Source organism: Sphingomonas sp. P3_C6 (genome assembly GCF_056402595.1).
The window spans coordinates 124,510-147,331 of the sequence record NZ_JBFUHB010000007.1 but is presented as its reverse complement, the minus strand read 5'-3'; the positions used below and the strand labels follow the sequence as shown (position 1 = coordinate 147,331).

Sequence of the window (22,822 nt, the reverse complement as noted above, 5' to 3'; positions counted from 1 at the left end):
AGGATTAACGACGGAACAGCGTCTCCGCGGTCGGCTCGGCACGGGGTGCTTCTTCACCCGCTTCGGCTGCCTCCGCATCGCGCGCGAGCTGGTCGCGCTGGGCGCGCAGCTCGGTGATCAGCGCCTCACGGTCACCCTCGAGACGGGTGTCGACCGGGGCCTCGATGCCTGCCGCCTTGGCTGCCTTCGCCACCGCCGCGTCGAGCTCGCGCTGAGTCGTCAGGCCCAGAGTGACCGGGTCCTTCGGCGTGATGTTGGCGATGTTCCAGTGACTGCGGTCGCGGATCGCGGCGATGGTGGTGCGGGTGGTGCCGATCAGGTTGCCGATCGCGCCGTCCGAGATTTCCGGATGGTTGCGGATGATCCAGGCGATGCCGTCCGGCTTGTCCGACCGCTTCGATACCGGGGTGTAGCGCGGGCCCTTGGTGCGACGGACCTGCTCGGGCCCCTTCAGCATGATGAGACGATAGTCGGGATCGGCCTGACCCTTGTCGATCTCGTCCTGAGTCAGTTCGTGAGCGCGAACCGGGTCACGCCCGGTCAGCTTGGTCGCGGCAGTATCGTCGGCGATCGCCTGGATCTCCAGGATGTGCAGGCCACAGAATTCGGCGATCTGCTCAAAACTGAGCGACGTATTGTCGACCAGCCAGGAGGCGGTCGCGTGGGGCATGAGCGGCTGGGCCACCGGAAACTCCTCAAAAGCACTAACAGCGCAAATAATAAGGGCCGCCCCTTTCGGAGCGGCCGCACAATGACGTTGACTTAGTCTTCCTTGAACAGGGAGGCAAGGCTCAGGCGGCGATCGCCTCGTCGGCGTCGACCGGTACCAGCGCGCTGAGGAACTGACGGGCGCTCGCTTCCCAGGTGAAGGTCCGCCCATAGGCCGCACAGACCTTCCGATCCCTTGTCAGCGCCTGCGCGATCGCGTGTGTCAGATTCTCGTCCATCGCGCCGACCGCATCGTTCAATATGTCGATTGGGCCGGTGACCGGATATGCTGCGACCGGCACGCCGCAGGCCATCGCCTCGATCATCACCAGCCCGAACGTGTCGGTCCGGCTCGGGAAGACGAACACATCGGCGCTGGCATAGGCCGCCGCCAGATCGGCGCCGAAACGCGGACCGAGGAACTTCGCCTCGGGATACCGCGCCTCCAACGACGCCCGTGCCGGGCCGTCACCCACGATCACCTTGGTGCCGGGATGGTCGCTGGTCAGGAACGCCTCGATATTCTTCTCGACCGCGACCCGGCCGACATAGAGCTGGATCGGCCGCTGCAGCGCGGCAAGCGCCGGATCCGGGGCGCTCGCTGCGGAGAAGGTCGAGAGATCGACCCCCCGACCCCAGTGCCGCACCTTGCCGAGGCCGTGCTCCTTGAGCGTCGAGGCGATCGACGGCGTCGAGGCGAGGATCGACTGGGCCGGCGCGTGGAACCAGCGGATGTAGCGCCACACCCATTCCGGATTCACTCCGGTCCGCGCCGAGACATAATCGGGAAACTGGGTGTGATAAGCGGTGGTGAACGGAAATTCGTTCATCAGGCACCAGCGCCGCGCCGCAAGGCACACCGGCCCCTCGGTCGCGAGGTGGATCGCCTGTGGGTTGAAGTCGGCCAGCATCCGGCCGACCGCATGGGTCCGCGCGAACGCCAGGCGGATCTCCGGATAGGTCGGGCAGGGCATCGAATAGAACAGGTCGGGGGAGACGACCATGACGACATGGCCTTGCCGTTCGAGCTCAGCGCGCACGGCCTGCAGCGTCCGCACCACGCCGTTCACCTGGGGGGTCCACGCATCAGTGGCGATCGCGATGCGCACGCTCGTCAGGCCGCCAGCATCTCGATCTTCGCGGATTCGGGAGGCGCGATCTCCCTGGCCGCGATCTCGTCGGCCCAGTGGAGCAGCTCCATCCTTCCGTCGAAATGTTCGACAAGAGCGGTGCAGCCCTCGACCCAGTCGCCGTCATTATAATATTCGATGCCGCCAATATTGCGGAATTCGGCCGTATGGATGTGACCGCAGACGACACCATCGACGCCGCGCGCGCCGGCCGCCTGAGCGATCACTTCCTCATAGTTGGAGATGAACTCCACCGCGTTCTTCACCTTGGCCTTGGCGTGTTTGGACAGCGACCAATAGGGCAGCTTGAAGAAGCGGCGATACGCGTTCACCAACCTGTTGAGCGCCATCATGAATTCATACGCCGCATCGCCCACATGCGCGAGCCATTTGTGCGTCAGCGTGATCATGTCGAACTCGTCGCCATGGAGCACCAACAACCGACGGCCATCGGCGGTTTCATGGATCGCCTTGCGGCGGATCGAGACGCCGCCGAAATCGAGCCCGGTGAACTGGCGCATCACCTCGTCATGATTGCCGGGGATGTAGATTACGTCGGTGCCGCGCTTGGCGCGCTTCAGGATCCGCCACACCACGTCGTTGTGCGACGCAGGCCAGTAGAATTTCTTCTTCAGCCGCCAGCCGTCGATGATGTCGCCGACAAGATACATCCGCTCGCTGTCGACATGATCGAGAAAGTCGATCAGCATGTCGGCGTTGCAGCCACGGGTTCCCAGATGAATATCGGAAATCCAGATCGTCCGGTACGTGCGGCGCTCGGTGACCTCGCGTTCCGGAATCGATGGCTTGGAGTGCACGAAGTCAGCGAAATCAGCGATGCTATTGTCCATCGCGATTCTGGTGATGGCATCCATCTTGGCAATATCCCGCAAAGCCCCTGACAGGCCTGCGCTATGGCTGTTTTATGTTACAGCTTGATTCTCCTTATGTGAAAGGCAGGTTACGCTTTCATCGCAATATGATGTGGCTCGGCCTCCACACGGGCCAGCCAGGTGGTGATCGCCGGATAGCGCCCAAGGTCGAAACCACCCTCTTCGGCGACATGGGTATAGGGGTAGAGTACGATATCGGCGAGGGTCAGCCGGTCGCCGATAAAGAAGGGCGTCTTCGCCAGATGATCGTCCATCAGCTCGAGCGCCGCCTCGCCAGCCGCCTGCTTTGCCGGGATATGTGCCCGCTGCACGTCGTTCAGCCCGGCCTCCCCGATGAAGAACCGCCAGAAACGCAGGGTCGCGACATTGGGTTCGTGATTATATTGTTCCCAGAACATCCAGCGGAACATGTCGGCACGGTCATAGCGATCTTGCGGGATCAGGTGCGATCCGTCCGCCAGATATAGGCAGGCAGCCCCGCTTTCGGGCAGATAATCGTCGCCGACCTGGAGGACCGGGATCCGGCCATTCGCACTGACGCCGCCAAGGAACGCGTCCGACCGGGTCTCGCCCTTCATGATGTCATATTCGCGGCGCTCGAGCGGGATGCCGAGATGCGCGGCCGTCAGCCGGATCTTGTAGCAGTTTCCGGACGCAGCATATTCGTGGAGGATCAGGCTGGACATGTGGCACTCCCCTTTTGCGCCATCCTCATGACGCGACGGCGCGGAGCGTCAAATCAAATGCGGCGGACGATCGACAAGCAGCCATTGTGGATCGCCCGAGCCCGGCGGGCCCTCACTCCATCGTCAGCACGATCTTCCCGATATGGTCGCCCGATTCCATCCGCTCATGCGCGGCGGGCGCATCGGCCAGCGGATAGGTGCGGTCGATCACCGGCTTCAGTTGCCCTTCCTCGACATAGGGCCAGACGGTGCGGGCCAGTTCCTCGGCGACCAGACTCTTGAACGCGGTGTCGCGCGGGCGGAGCGTCGAGCCGGTCAGGGTAAGCCGCCGCCGCATGATCTCGAAGATCGGGATCGTCGCGGTCAGCCCGCCCTGCACCGCGATCGAGACGTGGCGGCCATCATCGGCGAGGCATTGCAGGTTGCGAGGCAGATAATCGCCACCGACCATATCGAGCACCACCGCCACGCCCTTGCCGCCGGTGATCGCCTTCACTTCTGCGACGAAATCCTGCGTCTTGTAGTTGATCGCGTGATCGGCCCCCAGGGCCTTCGCCGCGGCGCATTTTTCGTCCGACCCGGCAGTGACAATGATGGTCAGCCCGAACAGGTTTGCAAGGCCGATCGCCATTGTGCCGATGCCGCTGGTGCCGCCATGGACAAGCACCGTGTCGCCCTCGCTGGCATAACCGCGCTCGAAGAGATTGGTCCAGACGGTGAAGAGCGTCTCCGGCATCGCCGCCGCCTCGACCATCGACAGCGCCTCGGGCACGTGCAGGCACTGGCCATAAGGCGCGACGGCATATTGGGCATAGGCGCCACCGCTGATCAGCGCGCAGACCGACTGGCCGACCAACTCGGACTGAACGCCCTCCCCCACCGCGACGATCGTACCCGACACCTCCATGCCCAGGATCGAGGGTGCGCCGGGCGGCGGCGGGTACAGCCCCTTGCGCTGCATCACCTCGGGACGGTTCACGCCGGCCGCGGCGACGCGAATCAGCACCTCGCCCTCGGCCGGCAGCGGCACCGGCCGCTCGACCAGGCGCATCACCTCGGGACCGCCGGGAACATCCGGATCGATCGCCTGCATCGTCGTTGGTATATTAACCATAAATCCGCCCACCCCCCGTCGCGGAATCGAGTGGCCTTATTGACATCGCGGCCTGCCGGGTCAACGTTCCATGCCATGGACCCGGACGAGATTCTCGCACGAAAAGCGGGCGATCCGCTTACCGAGCTTGCACGGCAAGACCTCGATCCCCTTTCGGTCGAGGAATGCACCGCGCGCATCGAGGCGCTCGAGGCGGAAATCACCAGGACGAAGGCCAGGTTGACGCGTGCCGTTAACCACAGGGCAAGCGCCAACGATCTATTCAAGCGATGAGCAGCGAGGCTCCGGCGCGGCGATCAGGCCGGAGCGTTCGTCAAGAGCTTGATGCGGGCGCCCCGCCTTCCGACATAAGAGGAAAGGGCCGTCCGTCACGTTGCGGCCCGCATGGAGTAAAGTAATGCCTTCTTTCGCATCAGCGCTGGAAACAACCCTCCACAAGGCGCTCGAAGCCGCGTCCTCGCGGCGCCACGAATATGCGACACTCGAGCATCTGCTGCTCGCCCTGATCGACGACGAGCACGCCTCCAAGGTGATGACCTCGTGCGGGGTCGAACTGGAAGAGCTCAAGGCCACCRTCGCCCATTATCTCGACACCGAGCTCGAGGCGCTGAAGGTCGATGCCGCGACCGATCCTTCGCCCACCTCGGGTTTCCAGCGCGTCGTCCAGCGCGCGATCCTTCACGTCCAGTCCTCGGGCCGCGACGAAGTGACCGGCGCCAACGTTCTCGTCGCGCTGTTCAGCGAGCGCGAGAGCTATGCCGTCTATTTCCTCCAGCAGCAGGACATGAGCCGTCTCGATGCCGTCAGCTTCATCTCGCATGGCGTCGGCAAGGGTGGCGCCGCCCCGGAGCCCCGCGAAGTGAAGGGCGCCGAGGAAGAAAAGGCGCAGAAGCCTGACGGCAAGGGCAAGAGCGAAAGCGCGCTCAAGCAGTTCACCGTCGATCTCAACGAGAAGGCGAAGAACGGCAAGGTCGATCCGCTTATCGGGCGCGGGCCCGAGGTCGATCGCACTGTGCAGATCCTGTGCCGCCGGTCGAAGAACAACCCGCTCTATGTGGGCGATCCCGGCGTGGGCAAGACCGCTATCGCGGAAGGCCTGGCGCGCAAGATCGTCGAGGGCGACGTGCCCGAGGTGCTGCTGCCCGCGGTCATCTATTCGCTCGACATGGGCGCGCTGCTCGCCGGCACGCGCTATCGCGGCGATTTCGAGGAGCGGCTGAAGGCCGTCGTCAACGAACTCGAGAAACTGCCCGACGCGATCCTGTTCATCGACGAGATCCACACCGTGATCGGCGCCGGCGCGACCAGCGGCGGCGCGATGGATGCGTCCAACCTGCTCAAGCCGGCGCTTTCGGGCGGCACCATCCGTTGCATCGGTTCCACGACGTACAAGGAGTTCCGCAACCACTTCGAGAAGGACCGCGCGCTGCTGCGGCGCTTCCAGAAGATCGATGTCAACGAGCCGACGATCGAGGACACGGTCAAGATCCTGACCGGTCTGCGCAGCGCGTTCGAGGACCATCACAAGGTGAAATACACCCCCGACGCGATCAAGTCGGCGGTGGAACTCAGCGCGCGCTACATCAACGACCGCAAGCTGCCGGACAAGGCGATCGACGTGATCGACGAGGTCGGTGCGATGCAGATGCTGGTGCCGCTCAACAAGCGCAAGAAGACCATCACCACGCGCGAGATCGAAGCCGTGATCGCGACGATGGCGCGCATCCCGCCGAAATCGGTCTCGACCGACGACACCAAGGCGCTCGAAAGCCTCGAGACAGACCTCAAGCGGGTGGTGTTCGGCCAGAATGCGGCGATCGAGAAGCTCGCCTCGGCAATCAAGCTCAGCCGTGCCGGGCTGCGCGATCCCGACAAGCCGATCGGCAATTATCTGTTCACCGGCCCGACTGGCGTGGGCAAGACCGAGGTCGCCAAGCAGCTCGCCGCGATCATGGGCATCCCGCTCCAGCGCTTCGACATGTCGGAATATATGGAGCGTCACTCGGTCAGCCGGCTGATCGGCGCGCCTCCGGGCTATGTCGGTTATGATCAGGGTGGCCTGCTGACCGACGCGGTCGATCAGCAGCCGCACTCGGTGCTGTTGCTCGACGAGATCGAGAAGGCGCATCCGGACCTGTTCAACATCCTGTTGCAGGTGATGGATAACGGCAAGCTGACCGACCACCATGGCAAGACCGTCGATTTCAGGAACGTCATCCTGATCATGACGACCAATGCCGGCGCGTCGGACATGGCGCGCGAGACGCTCGGCTTCGGCAACCTTTCCCGCGAGGGCGAGGACGAGCAGGCGGTGCAGAAGATGTTCACGCCGGAGTTCCGCAACCGGCTCGATGCAATCGTGCCGTTCGGTTACCTGCCGACCGAAGTGGTTGCGCGGGTGGTGGAGAAGTTCATCCTCCAGCTCGAGCTTCAGCTGTCGGACCGCAACGTCCACATCACTCTCGACGATGCCGCAAAGGCGTGGCTGACCGAGAAGGGTTACGACAAGCTCTATGGCGCTCGCCCGATGGGCCGCCTGATCCAGGAGAAGATCAAGCAGCCGCTCGCCGAGGAACTGCTGTTCGGCAAGCTCGTCCATGGCGGCGAGGTGAGCGTGAAGATGAAGGACGGCGCGCTTGCGTTCGAGATCGTACCCGCGCCGCCCAAGAAGCCGAAAAAGAAGGGCAAGGCGGAAAGCGTCGACGCGAAGTAAGGCCCCGGACGAACGCAGCCCGAACGAACGAGGAGGCCGCGGCGGAAACGTCGCGGCCTTTTTCGTATCAGCGCACGTAATAGCCCGGCGTCGTCTGGATGGTGACCGTCACCCTCGTTCCGCCATGCACGACCGCGCGTGGCGGCGGTGGCGGCGCGGGCTGGTAGCGGACGGACGCAGGCGCCCTGCATCCGCCCCAGCCACAGGCGCGTAGTTCAGCCTCGCGTTCGCGGGCGAGCCTGCGCATCCAGCGATCGCGGGCGATGGCGGCGGAGGCCTGTTCCTCGGTGCTGGCCCACGTATCGTCGCGGCAATCCCGGTCGCCATCGCAGATCCGGTTCACGGCGCGCTCGACCCGACGATAGAGCTCGGCGATGCCGGCGCTRGTCGACAGATCGAGATCGACCGCCGCAACCGGGATCGACCGGGTCTCGTAGCGATCATAGGCGTGGGCGGCTGTGGTGAGCCCCGCCATCGCGGCGAACAGCAGCAATCCCCGTATCATGCCCGTCTCCCATCGTCGAAGATGGTTAACAGTAAAAGCCCGGCGGCGTGGAAAGACAAGCATCAACACCTGTCCGTCTTCGGACAGGCAGGCCTATCCGCGAACCCAACCGACCGCAGGATCGTTCATATCGACTGCCTCGCCCAGCTCCCACACTTCCGGATAGCCATAACCGACCAGGTTGACGAAAGTCTGGACATTGAGCGCGAGCCGGATCGACTTGGTCACCACGGGCGCGACATTGTTCCGGAAATTATTGTTGCAATAGATATAGATGGGACGAGACCGATCCGGTCCGACGAGCCGCGCGAGGCTCTCGGCGGTGAAATCCGAAAAGGGTAAATTCACTGCCCCGTCGATATGCCCGCGGCTGAACGCCTCGGCCGAACGCGCATCGAGCAACAGTGCCCCCTCACTCGCGGCGCGCCGGCGGAATTCGGCAAGGCCGAGCAGCCTTTTGGCGCGATAGGGGCCGACCTTTTGCGTCAGGGCGACATAAGCTGAATAATCGATCAGCGGGTTGGCGCCGGGTACGATCGCCGGCGCCTCCTCCGCCAATGCCGGCGACGCAGCGGCCAGCCATAGGGACGCGATGAGGGTGAGCGAGCATCTGCGCATGGTGGCCATTCCCGGAAACAAGTCGGTCATGGCGTGCGACCACCAGGCTTGATCTGGCCTGAACGGGCGACCCGCCCGATCTGGGCATCGAAATCAGACTTTCGTCCAACCTATGATGCCGGCCTTTACCTTCTGTTCGGCATCTGCAGCCTACACGCCGGCCCATGCTCAAGGGGTGGGTTTTCAGGCTGCTGGCGTCGGTCGGCGCATTGCTCGTTTCCGCGTTCGCGTGCGCGGCGCCCGCGGCTGCGCAAACCGGACTTGCCGGGCAGCCGGTTACGGTCTGCGTGACGCGTGCCGGGCCGGGCATGGAGCCCCGGACATTGTTCGCCGAGCCGACCCGATTCGACTGTGACGTCCGCCAGACATCGCTTGGACCAGGCGACTATTGGGCCTTGTCCGCCCCGGTGCGCGCGAACGGTCCGGTGGATGTCCGCATCGCCAGCCTGTGGCAGGAACGCGTGACGGTTCACGCGCTCTATGCAGATGGCACGATCGTCTCGGCGGTGACCGACGGCCACGCCGCGAGCCGGCACCTCCAGCTCGGCGCGATCATCGAGCGCGGCCTGCCCCAGCGCAGCGCGCCGCTCGTCCGCCTGCTCTGGCATGTCGAGGGCTCGGCGAATCTGCGCGGAATCCTGGTCGGCGCGAGAATCGCGACCCCGACGGAGAGCGCCAACGCCAATCTGACGATGGGCGCCGTCTATGCCGGATTCGCCGGCCTGTGCATCGCCCTGCTCGTTTACAATCTCGCGCTTTGGGGCGCGTTGCGCCACCGTTTCCAGCTTGCTTATTGCGGCATGCTGCTCGCGCTGATGCTCTATGCGACATCGTCGTCCGGCGTACTTGTCTGGATATGGCCCGACATCATCAACAACGACCGGCTCCGCATCAACTATGCGTCGCTCGGCATGGCGGCAGTGGGAGCGACGCTGTTCGCCCGCAGCTTCTTCGAACCGCGCGTCTTCGCCGGATGGCTGGCACGGGCGAGCAACGCCATTTGCGTGCTGATGCTGACGACGGTCGCGCTGCTTGCGACCCTGGCGCCGCGGCATATCCCCCTGTTCGACCGCTTCTTTGCGCTCGTCTTCCTCGCGCAGCTCGGCATCGTCATACCGATCCTGTGGCGCGGCTGGCGGACACGGAGCAATTATCTGTGGATGTTCGCGCTCGCCTGGGCCGCGCCGATCATCCTCGCCTGCTTCCGCGTCGCCGGCGCGCTGAACGCCATCAGCTGGAGCTTCTGGCTCGACAATTCGACGATCCTGACCATGACGGTGGAGGCGCTCTTCTCGAGCCTGGCCATCGCCTATCGAATCCGCCTGCTCAGCCTGGAACGCGACGAGGCGCGCGAGCAGGAGATCGCGGCGCGGCTGCTCGCGGACACCGATCCGCTGACCGGCCTGTTCAACCGCCGTGCCTTTCTGCGGCACGCGATCGGGCGCGAGGGCGACCAGATACTGCTGGTGGCCGATATCGACCATTTCAAGCGGGTCAACGAGACGATCGGCCATGACGGCGGCGACGAGGTCCTGCGCGTCTTTGCCCGCACGCTGCGCCAGTCGGTCCCGCCCGAGGCGCTGATCGCCCGCATCGGCGGCGAGGAATTCGCGATCATCACACCGGTCGGGCTTGCGGTCGAAGCCGAGGACATCCTTGCCCGGCTTCGCGCGTCGCGCATGCCATACGATCTCTCGGTGACCGCCAGCATTGGTACGTGCAGCGGGCCGCTGTTGAAGGAAACCGACTGGAAGGCGCTGTATCGCTGCGCCGACCGGGCGCTTTTCGAAGCCAAGGCCGCGGGCCGCGACCGCGCGCGCTGCACGCAGCCGGGCGCCAGGAATTCGGGCCGAATCGCCGCCTGAGGCTGCTTGCCCCGGCACGGCCCCGCGCCTATGTTCCCGGCGCAGGAGACATCATGCGTAATCGTCGTACAGGGCTGGCAATCGTGGCGATCGCGCTGCTGATCATGGCGATGCGTCACCCTTCGGCCGATCTGCGCATCCTCACGCACGACCGGTCGGACAGCGCGCCGCGCAGCTTCCAGGCAGCGGTCGATTTCGGGCTGGTGGCCGTTTCGGTGCTCATCACCTGGACCGAAAAGCGCCTGGCCTGACGCTTGTACCGTGCGAGTCGGTTGCTTACACCCTTGTCAATGACCGACCCAGAAAGCGCCTGGCGCGATTCCTATCGCCATCCCACCCGGTGGGACAGCTCATATCCGCCGCAATCGATGGTCGAATTCTTCGACGAAGCGGCGGCGCGCGGCGGCAACACGCCGCTGATCGATTTCCTCGGGCGACACTATAGCTATGCCGAGACGCTCGACGGGGCGAATCGGGTCGCGGCGGGGTTGAAGGCACTCGGTTATGGTCCGGGGGACCGCATCGGCCTGTTCCTGCCCAATGTCCCGCATTACGCCGCCGCCTATTACGGCATCCTCAAGCTCGGCGCGACCGTGGTGAATTTCTCGCCGCTCTACACGGCGGCCGAACTCGAGCATCAGGTCGCCGATTCGGGTACGAAGCTGCTGTTCACCTTGTCGGCCAGCGCGCTGCTACCGACCGCGCTGAAGGTGCTCGACGAGAGCAGCCTCGAGCGATTGGTGGTCGGCTCGATCGCCGGCGCGCTGCCGGCAGCGAAATCGATGCTCTATCGCCTGTTCAAGCGCGGCGAAGTCACCAAGCGGCCGCATGATCCGCGAATCATGGCCTTTTCCGGGCTGATCGCGAATGACGGCGTCCACCCCGCCGCGGCGATCGATCCGGTCAACGACGTTGCGCTGATCCAATATACCGGCGGCACCACCGGCACGCCCAAGGGCGCGATGCTGACCCATCAGAATCTCAGCGCCAATGCGCGCCAGGTGATGGGTCTCGATCCGCATCCGAACGAGCATGACCGCATCCTCGGCGTGTTGCCGCTGTTCCATGTCTTCGCCAATACCTGCGTCCTCAACCGTACCGTTCTCAACGGCGGCTGCATCGTGATGTTGCCGCGTTTCGAGGCGGGTCAGGTGCTGGCGGCGATCGACCGCACCAAGGCGACCGCCCTGCCAGGCGTGCCGACCATGTATCAGGCCCTGCTCGATCACCCGAAGCTTGCCGAGACCGATTTCTCCTCGCTGCGCATCTGCATCTCGGGCGGTGCGCCGCTGCCGGCCGAGCTGAAGCGGAAGTTCGAAGCGGCTACCGGGTCGACCGTGGTCGAGGGCTATGGCCTGTCCGAAAGCTCGGGCGTGATCTCGGCCAATCCCTATGAGGGCGAGGGCAAGTCGGGCACGATCGGCCAGCCGATCCCGGGCACCTATGTGAAGCTGGTCGACAAGGGCGATCCGAGCCAGCCGCCGCCCGAGGGCGAGCCGGGCGAAATCGTCGCGGCGGGCCCGCAGATCATGAAGGGCTATTGGAACCGGCCCGACGCCGATTCAGACGTATTCGTGACGGATGCAGCCGGCCGGACCTGGCTGCGCACCGGCGATGTCGGGACGATCGATGCCGACGGCTTCATCAAGATCGTCGACCGGCTGAAGGACATGATCGCGGTGTCGGGCTTCAAGGTGTTCCCGAGCCAGATCGAAGCGGTGCTACACCATCACGCCGCGGTGAAGGAGGCGATGGTGATCGGCCTGCCCGACCCCTATCGCGGCGAGCATCCCCGCGCCTATGTCACCCTGAACGACGGCGCGACCGTGACCGGCGAGGAACTGCGCGACTGGCTCAACCCGCAGCTTGGGCGGCACGAACGGGTCGATCAGGTCGTGATACGGCTGACCATGCCCAAGACGATGATCGGCAAGCTCAGCCGCAAGGACCTTGTGGCCGAGGTGATGGCGGAGGGGTCGGGTGTTCCAAAGGAGGCTTAAGTCGCGCGCCGTGCTTACGACGCGGAGTATATCGACCGATTCGGCCGAAACAGAATAAAAGATGAGCTGGCGGCCTTCGAAGCTCAGCGTTCGGACGCCAGGCCTCAGATCATCCCGCGGCTGTCCGCGGTTCGGAAAGTTCTCCAGGGTAGCGATGCGAGCGCGGCCTCGTTTGAGATAGCCCGCCGCCGTATCGAAGTCGGACTCGCTTTCGACCCACGCCCTTAACCCGTCGAGATCATCGACCGCTGCCGGGCTATAGCGAACCCTAAAACTCACCCTTTCCGACGCGCTTGCACACGGCGGTCGAGTTCAGCGAACGCTTCGTCGGCCGACATCATTGGCCTGGGATCGGCCAAGGCTTCATCGATCTTGCGGCGATATAATTCGTCTAGCATGGCTTCTTGTCGGTCGAGCGCCCGCAACCCCTCACGCATCACCTCGCTCATCGAAGCGAAACGCCCGGACTCGACATGCTTCCTTGCCCGTTCGGCCATATCTCCAAGCGTAACGGTGACAGCTTTGCTCGCCATGACGACCTCCAATATGATTTTATCATATAGTCCCGAGGCCGAGTCTGCTCAACACCCCCTCACCCGTCCTTGACCCTCGTTGCCCGCCTGCCGCATAGCGGCACGATGGAGAGACCCATTGAAGAGCTGTCGTTCGAGGACGCGCTGAAGGAGCTGGAGACGATCGTCTCGCGGCTGGAAACCGGCGAGGCCCCGCTCGACCAGGCGATCAGCCTGTATGAGCGTGGCGACAAGCTGCGGCGCCGCTGCGCCGACCGGCTCGACGCCGCACAGGCACGGATCGAGGCGATCCGGCTCGATAGCGAAGGCCGTGCCACCGGCACTCAGCCCTTCGCCGCCGGCTGACCCGATGACGGCTGCATCCCTGTCGCTTCAGGCGGCCCTCACCCAGGTCGGTGCCGATATCGATCGTCGGCTCGACGTCTTTCTGGCGATCCCCAACGATCCCCGGGCCGATCTCTACCGCGCGATGCGCCACGCCGCGATCGGCGGCGGCAAGCGGCTGCGCCCGCTGCTGGTGTTCGCCACCGCTCGGCTGTTCGGGGTCGATCGCGACTGTACCGGACGGGCCGCCGCCGCGATCGAGTGCATCCATGTCTATTCGCTGATCCATGACGATCTGCCGGCGATGGACGATGACGATATGCGCCGGGGCAAGCCGACCGTGCACAAGATGTTCGACGAGGCGACCGCGATCCTGGCCGGCGACAGCCTGCACGCGCTGGCCTTCGAGATCCTCGCCGATCCGGCGACTCATCCCGACCCTTTCGTACGTAGCGAACTCGTGCTCGATCTCGCCCGCGCCGCCGGCCCCTCGGGCATGGCAGGCGGCCAGATGATGGACCTTGAAGCGGAGAAGGCCAGTTTCGACCTGCCGACCGTCACCAGGCTGCAGGCGATGAAGACCGGCGCGCTGATCGCCTGTTCGGTAGAGGCCGGGGCGATCCTCGGCCGAGTTCCGCCGGAAGGGCGCATCCCCCTGCGCGGTTATGCACGCGACCTTGGGCTGGCCTTCCAGATTGCCGACGACCTGCTCGACGTCGAAGGCGACGAGGCGACGGCTGGCAAGAAGCTGCGCAAGGACGGAGAGGCAGGCAAGGAGACCTTCCTGTCGCTGCTCGGCGTCCCCCGGGCCCGCGAGCAGGCGCGCATGCTGGTTGACCAGGCGATCCAGCATCTGCAGGGTTTCGGTCCTGAGGCCGACCTGTTGCGCGAGATCGCCCGCTTCACCTTGGAACGCGACCGATAGCTAAAAAATACTCGCTCGCGCGCCATCTCGCCGCGCCGCTGCTGGTCGCCGCGATCGGGCTCGGCGGCTGGCAATATGCGTTGCACTGGCGCCCGTCGGAACAGGCCTATCCCCGCCAGGGCATCGACGTGTCGCATCACCAAGGCCCGATCGACTGGGCTGCTCTTCCGGCGCAGGACGTCGAGTTTGCCTATATCAAGGCGACCGAGGGCGGCGATCACCGCGATCGGCGGTTCGCCGAGAACTGGGCGGGCGCCGGGCGTGTCGGTATCGCGCGAGGCGCCTATCATTTCTTCACCCTGTGCCGCCCGGGCGCGGAGCAGGCTGCCAATTTCGTCGCGACCGTGCCGATCGACGCGTCGATGCTGCCGCCCGTCATCGACCTGGAATTCGGCGGCAATTGTGCGGCGCGCCCGTCGCCCGCGGCGCTGATGGCCGAGCTTGCCGCCTTCATCCGCCCGGTCGAGGCACGGTTCGGCCGGCCGGTGACGCTGTACCTCACCCGCGAGTTCGACGACGCTTATGCGCTGAGCGACCGGGTGAAGCGCCCCCTTTGGCTTCGACGCCTGGTGCTCGAGCCCGATTGGGGCGCCCGCCCCTGGGCGATCTGGCAGGCATCGAGCTTCCGCCGGGTGCGCGGCATCACCGGCAAGGTCGACTGGAACGTGATGCGAGGCCCGACATGATGCGGCCTTGACACCCGCATCCGGCCCCAGCAGTCCTCGTCCCCGATACATTCCTATCCCAGCGTGCTTGGCAAAGGCAGTCGACATGACCATCCGTACCGGCGTCTATCCGGGCACTTTCGATCCCGTCACGCTCGGGCATATGGACATCATCCGGCGCGGCGCGAAGCTGGTCGACCGGCTCGTCATCGGCGTGACGACCAACCCGTCCAAATCGCCCATGTTCGATCTGGCGGAACGCATGGCGATGGTCCAGCGCGAGGTCGCCGGGATCGGTGGGGAGATCCATGTCGTCAGCTTCGATTCGCTGCTGATGGACTTTGCCGAACGCGAAGGCGCTCGGGTGATCGTGCGCGGCCTGCGCGCCGTTGCCGATTTCGAATATGAATATCAGATGGCGGGCATGAACCAGCAGATCAATCCGCGCGTGGAAACAGTGTTCCTGATGGCGGACGTGTCGCTTCAGCCGATCGCCAGCCGGCTGGTGAAGGAGATCGCGCTGTACGGCGGGCCGATCGACCGGTTCGTCTCTCCGGCCGTTGCCGCCGACGTTGCCGCCCGGGTCGAGAAGATCGGCCGCAAGGGAAGCTGACCGATTTCGACATCGCTGCCACACGAGTGCCACGGTTGCATCGGATGAGGACTGGTGCAGCGGGATGTTCAGATTGGCGCAAGCGGGGATTTGCTCTAAGCGCGCTGCTACGCCTTACGGGCCCGAAGTATCAGGGCCAGGATGTTACGGGGATATGATGCGTTTTATTGCCAGCCTGATCGCGTGTGTATCCGCCCTTCTCTTCGCGGGCACGGCGACCGCACAGAATCTGGATACCCAGATCGCCGGGCGCATGCCGCTGCCCAGCAAGGATCCGGCGAACCTGTGGTATCTCGACCTGTCCACCGGTGGCCGAGTCGTAATCTGGCTCCGCCCTGATGCCGCGCCGAAGATGGTCGACCGCGTGAAAGAGCTCACCCGCCAGCATTTCTATGACGGGCTGACCTTTCACCGCGTGATCGATGGCTTCATGGCGCAGGCCGGCGACCCCAAGGGCGACGGCACCGGCGGTTCGAAGCTGCCGGACATGAAGGCGGAGTTCAATTTCCTGCCGCACGTGCGCGGATCGGTTTCCGCGGCGCGCACCGCCGACAATGAGGACAGCGCGAACAGCCAGTTCTTCATCGTCTTCCAGCCGCGCCTGACCCTCGACCATAAATACACCGTGTTCGGCCGCGTGATCGAAGGCATGGACTATGTCGACGCGATCCAGCGCGGCGAGCCGCCGGCGAACCCGACCAAGATCCTTCACGCCTATATCGGATCGGACAATCCCCCGGCCTATGTCGCGCCGCCGCCCGCACCCGTGGTGGCTGCACCGACCCTGTCGCTGACCGACGCGCCCGCGCCGATGGTGGTGAAGGTGCCGGCGGCTGCCGGGAAGAAGCCGGCGCCCAGGGCGCCCGCTCCGAAGGCGAAGGCCGCTACCCCCAAAGCGAAGTAAGCAACGCCGTCACCGGGCGGGCAAAGAGGCCGCTCCCATGAAGGTCGACCTGTTCGATTTCGATCTGCCGCCGGAGCGTATTGCGCTCCGGCCGGCGTCACCGCGCGATTCCGCGCGGCTACTGGTGCTCGACGGTGCCGAAACACGCGACCTCCATGTCACCGACCTGCCCGGCCAGCTCCGCGCGGGCGACCTGCTGGTGTTCAACGATACGCGCGTGATCCCCGCCCAGCTTGAGGGCAGGCGCGTCCCCCTCGATGTCGACGGTGTGCAAGGCACCCCGGTGGCACGGATCGGCGCGACCCTGCACAAGCGCGAGGGAATCCGCCGCTGGCGCGCCTTCCTCCGCAACGCGCGGCGGCTGCGTGAAGGCGACAGCGTCGATTTCGGCGCCGGCGTCAGTGCGGTCGTGAGCGACAGGGGCGAGGACGGCAGCCTGGCGCTGACCTTCGTCGGCGACGACCCGGTCGAGTTGCTGCTGGAGCGCGCCGGCCGCATGCCGCTCCCGCCCTATATCGCCGCCCGCCGCGCCGCCGATGCGCAGGACGCGGAGGATTATCAGACGATGTTCGCGGCGGAGAAAGGCGCGGTCGCCGCCCCCACTGCATCGCTTCACTTCACCCCCGCACTGATGGATAGCCTGAACAAGGCCGGCATCGGCCACACCACGCTGACCCTGCACGTCGGCGCGGGCACCTTTCTGCCGGTCAAGGCGGAGGACACCGACGCCCACAAGATGCACGCAGAATGGGGTCGTATCGACGCGGCGACCGCTGACCGCCTAAACCAGGTGCGCCGCAACGGCGGCCGCATCATCGCCGCCGGCACGACAAGCCTGCGCTTGATCGAAAGCGCAGCGGGAGAGGACGGCACCATCCACCCCTTCGAGGGCGACACCGCGATCTTCATTACCCCCGGCTACCGCTTCAAGGGTGTGGACGGCCTGGTAACCAATTTCCATCTGCCGAAATCGACCTTGTTCATGCTGGTGAGCGCGCTGATGGGGCTCGATCGGATGCGGGGCGCCTATGCGCACGCGATTGACGAGGGGTATCGGTTCTATTCCTATGGCGATGCATCGCTGCTGGTGCCGTAACCACGCGGCGAATCTAGGCTCCGCGCGTTTGTGCGCGGATGCATGAAGCGGGGCGCGAATGGCGGATGCTGCGCGGTACGAAACGCAACTGGCCTGCCCGCCCATAGGCTTACACCCGCTCACAGGCTTCTCGCCACACGCCGCACCGCACAACAACCTATCGCCAGCCGCCCCAAACCGGCTATCGTTCCCAACCATGGTTGCGGCAGTTCGATGATTTCCGTGAAAGGCCTTTCCAAGATGCGCCTGCAGATCCTTGCCCTGACATTGGCGAGCCTTTGCGTTCCGGGCGCCTCGGCGTCGGCGCAGCAGGCCACGCCGCCTGTGCCGACGCTGCCGCGCGGCGGACCGAACGGCCAGCCCCAGGCAACGATCATCGCCGAGCCGGTCGCGCTGATGATCGCCGCCTGCGACGCGAATGGCGATGCGAAGGTGACCCGTGCCGAACTCGCCGCCTGTGTGAAGCACAGCTTCGCCAGCATCGACACCGGCAATAGCGGGTCGATCGGCTATATCGGCTATAGCGATTGGGCGCTGATGTGGCTCGGGGATCGCAATGCCCTACCCAGCCCCTTCACCGTCGATGCCGACGGCGACAACCGCATCACGCTGGCCGAGCTGGAGGCGCAATTCGACACGCTGTTCGCGCGCTTCGATACCAACAAGGATGGCATGCTCACCCGCGCCGAACTGCTGACGATCAAGGCCACGGCCGTCGGCGAGCGCCCGGATCCGCGGGGCAAGCGCGGCGCCAAACCGGCGAGGCAATGACGTGAACTTCTGCTCCACGCCGACCGATCGCGACATGGCGCAACGCTACCGCCTCGTGATCTTCGATTTCGACGGCACGCTGGCCGATAGCGGTGACTGGTTCCTGTCGGTGTCGGACCATCTCGCCCAGCGCTTCGGCTTTCGCCGGGTCACACCGGAAGAGATCGAGACCCTGCGCGGCCGCACCACGCGCGAGGTGATCCGCTATCTGCGCATCCCGCGCTGGAAGCTGCCGGGCATCGGCCGTTACCTTCACGCGCTGCTGGCCGAGCAGACCGACCGCATCTCGCTGTTCGAGGGCGTCGAACCGCTGCTCCAGGGCCTGTCCGATGCCGGCATGAAGATTGCCCTCGTCACCTCCAATTCCGAGGCGAATGCGCGGGCCATATTGGGACCGGCCAATGTCGCCCGGTTCCACTGGCTCGAATGCGGGGCCTCGCTGTTCGGCAAGGCGCCGCGCTATCGCCGGGTGCTCCGCCGCAGCCAGGTCGAGCCCTATGAGACGATCGCGATCGGCGACGAGACACGCGACATCGCCGCCGCACGCAAGGCCGGCGTCACCGCCGCCGCCGTGCTCTGGGGCTATGCGCACCGGGAGGCACTGGTGAACGCCCGGCCCGACCTGTGCTTCGAGCATCCCGACGAAGTTGCCCGGCTGCTACTCGGCGATGCGCGCGCGGATCGTGGCGAGCAGCGGCGGGCCTGAGGCATGCGGTCAATACCCGACGATTTCGACGCGGCGACCGTCGCGGCGATCGATGCGCGGCTTGAAGCGATCGTGCGCGACGATCGGGTCGCGATGCCGCTGGCGATAGAAAGCGGCAGCCGCGCCTGGGGCTTCGCCTCGCCTGACAGCGATTATGATTGCCGCTTCCTGTTCGTCCGGCGGCGGCAGGATTATCTGACCCTCTGGCCAAAGCGCGACGTGATCGAGACGCCGCTCGACGGGCTGCTGGACGTCAATGGCTGGGACGTCGCCAAGGCGCTGCGGCTGATCGTGAAGGGCAACGCGGTGGCGATCGAGTGGCTGCGCTCGCCGATCGCCTATCGCGGCGACCCGGGGTTCAGGGATTCCCTGCTCGCCTTTGCCGACGCCCATGCGCCGCTCCCGCTGGTCCGCCGGCACTATCTCCATCTCGGCATGCAGCAATGGAAGCGCGGCAGCGAGGATGGCGGGATCGCGATCAAGCGGCTCTTCTACATCCTGCGGCCCGCCGCGGTGCTGCGTTGGATGCGGCATCATCCCGGCGCGACACCGCCGATGCACTTCCCGACTCTGATCGCCCAGTGCGACCCGCCGGCCCAGGTCGGCGCGATCATCGCCGACCTGATCGCGCGCAAGGCGGAAACGCGCGAGCTAGGGCTCGCTCCGATGCCTGCCGAGATCGTCGCCTTCGTCGAGGCCGAATATGCGATCGCCGAAGCCGAGCCGAAGGGGATCGTCGATACGCGGTCGCAGGCGGCGGCAGATGCGGCATTCTACGACATGCTCGAACGGTTCGCGCCGCCCTGACAAATACTTGCCATCGTCAAGTATCAGGCACATCAACGGGGGCATGGACACGACCATTCCCGCGCTGCGCGCGTTCAACCGCTTCTACACCAGCTTTTCCGGCGCGCTCGACCAGCGCTTCCTCGGCAGCGCCCTGTCGCTCGCGGAAGGCCGGCTGCTGTATGAGATCGCGACGCGCGACCAGCCGGTGGCGATCGAGCTGCAACAGGCGACAGGACTGGACGCTGGTTATGCGAGCCGAATGCTCCGCAAGTTCGAGGCGAATGGCTGGATCGAGCGCGCGCGCGGTGAGGACGCCCGGCGGCGGCCCATCACCCTTACCGCGGCGGGGCAGGAAATGTTCGCCGACCTCGACAAGCGCCAGCGCGAGGTGCTCGAACAGCGCATCACGCAGCTGCCCGATATCGACCGGCGCGTGCTTGTCTCGGCGCTCGACACGGCGCGCGGCCTGCTGTCGGCGGGCAAGGCGGGCGGGTATTCGGTCCGCACCTTTCGCGCCGGCGACATGGGCATGATCACCGCACGCCAGGCGATCCTCTACAACGAAAGCCATGGCTGGGCCGCCCCGATGGAGGTCCTGCTGGGGGACGTCACCTCGACCTTTCTCCGCGACTATCGCCCCGGCCGCGAGCAATGCTGGGTCGCCGAGAGCGGCGGCGTGATGGCAGGGTCGATCTTCGTGGTCGATGCCGGCGACGGGGTCGCCCAGCTTAGGCTGCTCTATGTCGAGCCCTGGGCACGCGGGATGGGCATCGGCGGAGACCTGGTCGCCCGCTGCGTCACCTTCGCGTGCGAGGCAGGCTATACGACGCTGCGGCTATGGACCCACAGCGTGCTGCTCAGCGCCCGGCGCATCTATGCGGGTGCGGGGTTCGAGATCGTAAAGACCGAGATTCACCATAGCTTCGGCAAGCCGGAGCAGGGCGAGATCTGGGAACTGGTGCTTTAGCTTTCTGACCTTCCCCCTTCTCCCGTTCCCCGGCGAAGGCTGGGGCCTAGTTGGGGGACCTCATTGGCGAGCGCCGCGCTCCGTTACTTCAGCCTTCCCAACTGGGCCCCGGCCTCCGCCGGGGAACGAAGAAAGGAGGAAGAAAGGAGGGAACTCAGCCCACATGCACCGCGAGCCAGACCGTAAGCTCGCTCTCCGCGGTATAGGTCACCCAATGCCGCTGCCCGCCTGCGATCGTCAGATGATCGCCCGGCTTCAGCGTCACCGCCACCGAATCCTCGATCCTGATCCCCGCCTCGCCCTGCAGCAGCACGACCCATTCGTCCTGCTCCTGCACCATGGGCTCATCCTCCGGCGTCGCCTGTCCGTTCGACACGATCCGTTCGACACGCACCCCGGGACGCTCCAGCAACGCTGCAAAGGCTTCGGCCCGCTTCGCCGTCGGCAGCTTCGCGAAGAGGTTGGCCACCGCGACCTTGAACCTGGGTTTGGGTTTTGGCTCGGGTTTCCGGGCCGGCTTTGGCTTTGGAGCCAGCTCGCCTTTGGCAGCCGGCTTCGGTTTGGACTCCGCTTTGGGCTCGGGCTCGGGCTCGGGCTCGGGCTCAGACTCAGGCAGCACCACCTTCTTCCTCGCCGGAACCGTCCCGGCTGAGCTCTTCCACGTAGCCCGCATCGCATCGCGCAGATACGCCTCGACCTCCGCCGCGCTCGCCCCGAGCCCCTTGTCGGCAATACCAAGCACCGGTGCATCCGCCGCGTCGACCAGGCCGAACAGCCCGAAATCGCCGCCCGGCTTGCGCCGCCGCGACGTCTTCAGCTTCAGCCCCCGGTGCCGCGCCATCTCGCGCAGCGCTTCAGTCTTTTCGTCGGCCATGATGCGCCAACGTCTAGGCCCGCTGACCGATGCGTGTCGACATCCGCCGGTTTCCGCCGCTACAGGCAGGCGATGCCCCCCCGTTTCGACTTCACCATCCACGCCTCCGACGGCAAGGCCCGCACCGGCGAGATCGCGATGCGCCGCGGCACCATCCGCACCCCCGCCTTCATGCCGGTCGGCACCGCCGCCACCGTCAAGGCGGTGAAGCCGGCCGATGTCCGGGCGGCCGGCGCCGACATCATCCTCGGCAACACTTATCACTTGATGCTCCGCCCCGGTGCGGAGCGAGTCGCGCGGCTCGGCGGGCTGCACGGCTTCATGGGCTGGGACCGGCCGATCCTGACCGACTCGGGCGGCTATCAGGTGATGAGCCTGAGCGACCTGACCACCCGCTCCGAAGACGGCGTGACCTTCAAGAGCCATCTCGACGGCACCCGCCACACGCTGTCGCCGGAACGCTCGATCGAGATTCAGCGGCTGCTCGGTTCCGACATCGTCATGGCCTTTGACGAGCTGGTGCCGACCACCTCGACCAAGGAAGTCCAGGCAGCCGCCATGGCGCGCTCGATGCGTTGGGCGAAGCGCAGCCGCGACGCGTTCGACGGTGGCGGCGCCCATGCCGAAGGCGCGGCGATCTTCGGCATCCAGCAGGGCGCACTCGACGAACAGCTCCGCGGCGAAAGCGCGCAGGCGCTGATCGATATCGGTTTCGACGGCTATGCGGTCGGCGGCCTCGCGGTCGGCGAAGGGCAGGCAGCAATGTTCGGCTGCCTAGACTTCGCGCCGGGCCAGCTTCCCGCCGACAAGCCGCGCTACCTGATGGGCGTGGGCAAGCCCGACGACATCGTCGGCGCGGTCGAGCGCGGCATCGACATGTTCGACTGCGTCCTGCCGACCCGGTCGGGCCGCACCGGCCAGGCCTTCACCCGCACCGGGCCGATCAACATCCGCAACGCGAAATTCGCCGAGGATACCGGCCCGCTCGACCCCGCCTGCCCCTGCCCGGTCTGCGGCACCTGGAGCCGCGCCTATCTCCACCATCTCGTCCGCGCCGGCGAGATTCTCGGCGCCATGCTGATGACTGAGCATAATCTCTGGTTTTATCAGGTCTTGATGGCCGATCTTCGCGGGGCGATATCGGAACGGCGGATCACGGCCTTTGCCGATGCGTTCAGACGGGACTATGCTGGCCCGCCCAAGGGAGAGTGACTTGGCTACCGACGATCAGGACGACACCAACGAAATCCTCGCAGCGACCCGCTCCGCCAAGGCGCAGCGCGAAGCGGCGGCTGCAACCGGGGACACTGCCAAGGCTAAACGCTGGCCGATCGCCACCATCGGGCTCGGTATCGGATCGGCGGCCATCGCCGCGGCCCTGCTCTACGCCAACAGGTCGCGCCAGAAACGCTGATTGATGCGG

General features: G+C 65.5%; 26 protein-coding genes and 1 pseudogene. 17 read left to right on the top strand and 10 right to left on the bottom strand.

Annotated elements, in window-relative coordinates:
• Positions 1 to 4: 4 nt before the first annotated feature.
• From AC1DT7_RS10370 to AC1DT7_RS10350, 5 genes are all read right to left on the bottom strand, one after another.
• Positions 5 to 685 carry a cell cycle transcriptional regulator TrcR gene (locus AC1DT7_RS10370; protein ID WP_478035863.1) on the bottom strand — a complete coding sequence of 227 codons (681 nt, stop codon included), beginning with the start codon at positions 683 to 685 and terminating at the stop codon, positions 5 to 7.
• Positions 686 to 791: 106 nt separating this feature from the next.
• Positions 792 to 1,817, bottom strand: a complete 1,026-nt coding sequence (locus AC1DT7_RS10365; protein WP_478035862.1) for a glycosyltransferase family 4 protein — start codon at positions 1,815 to 1,817, stop codon at positions 792 to 794.
• Between the two features lie 5 nt (positions 1,818 to 1,822).
• The gene (locus tag AC1DT7_RS10360; RefSeq protein ID WP_478035861.1) at positions 1,823 to 2,713 is read right to left on the bottom strand and encodes a UDP-2,3-diacylglucosamine diphosphatase; all 891 of its coding nucleotides are present in this window, start codon (positions 2,711 to 2,713) and stop codon (positions 1,823 to 1,825) included.
• Between the two features lie 86 nt (positions 2,714 to 2,799).
• Positions 2,800 to 3,417: a glutathione S-transferase family protein gene (locus AC1DT7_RS10355; RefSeq protein WP_478035860.1), complete on the bottom strand. Its 618-nt coding sequence runs from the start codon at positions 3,415 to 3,417 to the stop codon at positions 2,800 to 2,802.
• Between the two features lie 112 nt (positions 3,418 to 3,529).
• The gene (locus AC1DT7_RS10350; RefSeq protein WP_478035859.1) at positions 3,530 to 4,531 is read right to left on the bottom strand and encodes an NAD(P)H-quinone oxidoreductase; all 1,002 of its coding nucleotides are present in this window, start codon (positions 4,529 to 4,531) and stop codon (positions 3,530 to 3,532) included.
• A 75-nt stretch (positions 4,532 to 4,606) separates the two neighbouring features.
• Here AC1DT7_RS10350 and AC1DT7_RS10345 point away from each other — a divergent pair, with 75 nt between their 5' ends.
• Entirely contained in the window at positions 4,607 to 4,804 is a 198-nt protein-coding gene (locus tag AC1DT7_RS10345) for a DUF1192 domain-containing protein (RefSeq protein ID WP_478035858.1), read from the top strand.
• 124 nt (positions 4,805 to 4,928) lie between these two features.
• Positions 4,929 to 7,244 carry an ATP-dependent Clp protease ATP-binding subunit ClpA gene (gene clpA, locus AC1DT7_RS10340; RefSeq protein ID WP_478035857.1) on the top strand — a complete coding sequence of 772 codons (2,316 nt, stop codon included), beginning with the start codon at positions 4,929 to 4,931 and terminating at the stop codon, positions 7,242 to 7,244.
• A gap of 67 nt (positions 7,245 to 7,311) precedes the next feature.
• Here clpA and AC1DT7_RS10335 read toward each other — a convergent pair whose 3' ends face one another.
• Both AC1DT7_RS10335 and AC1DT7_RS10330 read right to left on the bottom strand, forming a co-directional pair.
• The gene (locus tag AC1DT7_RS10335; RefSeq protein WP_478035856.1) at positions 7,312 to 7,749 is read right to left on the bottom strand and encodes a UrcA family protein; all 438 of its coding nucleotides are present in this window, start codon (positions 7,747 to 7,749) and stop codon (positions 7,312 to 7,314) included.
• A gap of 93 nt (positions 7,750 to 7,842) precedes the next feature.
• On the bottom strand, positions 7,843 to 8,367 hold the full coding sequence (locus AC1DT7_RS10330) for a rhodanese-like domain-containing protein (protein ID WP_478035855.1): 525 nt from the start codon (positions 8,365 to 8,367) through the stop codon (positions 7,843 to 7,845).
• 164 nt (positions 8,368 to 8,531) lie between these two features.
• On the opposite strand from AC1DT7_RS10330, the gene AC1DT7_RS10325 reads away from it, so the two are divergent.
• The 3 genes from AC1DT7_RS10325 to AC1DT7_RS10315 are packed head-to-tail and all read left to right on the top strand — an operon-like array spanning position 8,532 to position 12,232.
• Positions 8,532 to 10,232 (top strand): GGDEF domain-containing protein, encoded by a 1,701-nt coding sequence (locus AC1DT7_RS10325; protein WP_478035854.1) that lies wholly within the window; start codon positions 8,532 to 8,534, stop codon positions 10,230 to 10,232.
• 53 nt (positions 10,233 to 10,285) lie between these two features.
• Positions 10,286 to 10,483, top strand: coding sequence for a hypothetical protein (locus AC1DT7_RS10320; protein ID WP_478035853.1), 198 nt, complete (start codon positions 10,286 to 10,288; stop codon positions 10,481 to 10,483).
• Between the two features lie 39 nt (positions 10,484 to 10,522).
• Complete coding sequence (locus AC1DT7_RS10315) at positions 10,523 to 12,232, top strand: long-chain-fatty-acid--CoA ligase (RefSeq protein WP_478035852.1); 1,710 nt, start codon at positions 10,523 to 10,525, stop codon at positions 12,230 to 12,232.
• 12 nt (positions 12,233 to 12,244) lie between these two features.
• On the opposite strand, the pseudogene AC1DT7_RS10310 reads toward AC1DT7_RS10315, so the two are convergent.
• Positions 12,245 to 12,511, bottom strand: a pseudogene (locus AC1DT7_RS10310) (type II toxin-antitoxin system RelE/ParE family toxin); the annotation flags it as partial.
• Entirely contained in the window at positions 12,508 to 12,765 is a 258-nt protein-coding gene (locus AC1DT7_RS10305) for a ribbon-helix-helix domain-containing protein (RefSeq protein ID WP_478035851.1), read from the bottom strand. The pseudogene AC1DT7_RS10310 and the gene AC1DT7_RS10305, both read right to left, overlap by 4 nt.
• A 105-nt stretch (positions 12,766 to 12,870) precedes the next feature.
• On the opposite strand from AC1DT7_RS10305, the gene AC1DT7_RS10300 reads away from it, so the two are divergent.
• The 10 genes from AC1DT7_RS10300 to AC1DT7_RS10255 all read left to right on the top strand — a co-directional run bounded on the left by AC1DT7_RS10300 (position 12,871) and on the right by AC1DT7_RS10255 (position 20,525).
• Positions 12,871 to 13,110: an exodeoxyribonuclease VII small subunit gene (locus AC1DT7_RS10300; RefSeq protein ID WP_478035850.1), complete on the top strand. Its 240-nt coding sequence runs from the start codon at positions 12,871 to 12,873 to the stop codon at positions 13,108 to 13,110.
• A gap of 4 nt (positions 13,111 to 13,114) precedes the next feature.
• Complete coding sequence (locus tag AC1DT7_RS10295) at positions 13,115 to 14,014, top strand: polyprenyl synthetase family protein (RefSeq protein ID WP_478035849.1); 900 nt, start codon at positions 13,115 to 13,117, stop codon at positions 14,012 to 14,014.
• Positions 14,015 to 14,094: 80 nt separating this feature from the next.
• On the top strand, positions 14,095 to 14,700 hold the full coding sequence (locus AC1DT7_RS10290) for a GH25 family lysozyme (RefSeq protein ID WP_478035848.1): 606 nt from the start codon (positions 14,095 to 14,097) through the stop codon (positions 14,698 to 14,700).
• Positions 14,701 to 14,791: 91 nt separating this feature from the next.
• Positions 14,792 to 15,292 carry a pantetheine-phosphate adenylyltransferase gene (coaD, locus tag AC1DT7_RS10285; RefSeq protein WP_478035882.1) on the top strand — a complete coding sequence of 167 codons (501 nt, stop codon included), beginning with the start codon at positions 14,792 to 14,794 and terminating at the stop codon, positions 15,290 to 15,292.
• A 157-nt stretch (positions 15,293 to 15,449) separates the two neighbouring features.
• The gene (locus AC1DT7_RS10280; protein ID WP_478035881.1) at positions 15,450 to 16,196 is read left to right on the top strand and encodes a peptidylprolyl isomerase; all 747 of its coding nucleotides are present in this window, start codon (positions 15,450 to 15,452) and stop codon (positions 16,194 to 16,196) included.
• Between the two features lie 37 nt (positions 16,197 to 16,233).
• Positions 16,234 to 17,292 (top strand): tRNA preQ1(34) S-adenosylmethionine ribosyltransferase-isomerase QueA, encoded by a 1,059-nt coding sequence (gene queA / locus AC1DT7_RS10275; protein ID WP_478035847.1) that lies wholly within the window; start codon positions 16,234 to 16,236, stop codon positions 17,290 to 17,292.
• A gap of 240 nt (positions 17,293 to 17,532) precedes the next feature.
• The gene (locus AC1DT7_RS10270; protein WP_478035846.1) at positions 17,533 to 18,063 is read left to right on the top strand and encodes an EF-hand domain-containing protein; all 531 of its coding nucleotides are present in this window, start codon (positions 17,533 to 17,535) and stop codon (positions 18,061 to 18,063) included.
• Position 18,064: 1 nt separating this feature from the next.
• Entirely contained in the window at positions 18,065 to 18,769 is a 705-nt protein-coding gene (locus tag AC1DT7_RS10265) for an HAD hydrolase-like protein (RefSeq protein WP_478035845.1), read from the top strand.
• 3 nt (positions 18,770 to 18,772) lie between these two features.
• Positions 18,773 to 19,576 (top strand): nucleotidyltransferase domain-containing protein, encoded by an 804-nt coding sequence (locus tag AC1DT7_RS10260; RefSeq protein WP_478035844.1) that lies wholly within the window; start codon positions 18,773 to 18,775, stop codon positions 19,574 to 19,576.
• 43 nt (positions 19,577 to 19,619) lie between these two features.
• A complete protein-coding gene (locus tag AC1DT7_RS10255; protein WP_478035843.1) occupies positions 19,620 to 20,525 on the top strand; it encodes a bifunctional helix-turn-helix transcriptional regulator/GNAT family N-acetyltransferase in 906 nt (301 codons plus the stop codon).
• A gap of 154 nt (positions 20,526 to 20,679) precedes the next feature.
• Here AC1DT7_RS10255 and AC1DT7_RS10250 read toward each other — a convergent pair whose 3' ends face one another.
• Entirely contained in the window at positions 20,680 to 21,399 is a 720-nt protein-coding gene (locus tag AC1DT7_RS10250; RefSeq protein WP_478035842.1) for a hypothetical protein, read from the bottom strand.
• Between the two features lie 72 nt (positions 21,400 to 21,471).
• Between AC1DT7_RS10250 and tgt the strand changes: the two genes are divergently transcribed.
• Together tgt and AC1DT7_RS10240 are read left to right on the top strand one after the other, a co-directional pair.
• On the top strand, positions 21,472 to 22,611 hold the full coding sequence (gene tgt / locus AC1DT7_RS10245) for a tRNA guanosine(34) transglycosylase Tgt (RefSeq protein WP_478035880.1): 1,140 nt from the start codon (positions 21,472 to 21,474) through the stop codon (positions 22,609 to 22,611).
• 1 nt (position 22,612) lies between these two features.
• Complete coding sequence (locus AC1DT7_RS10240) at positions 22,613 to 22,813, top strand: hypothetical protein (protein WP_478035841.1); 201 nt, start codon at positions 22,613 to 22,615, stop codon at positions 22,811 to 22,813.
• Positions 22,814 to 22,822 lie beyond the last annotated feature (9 nt).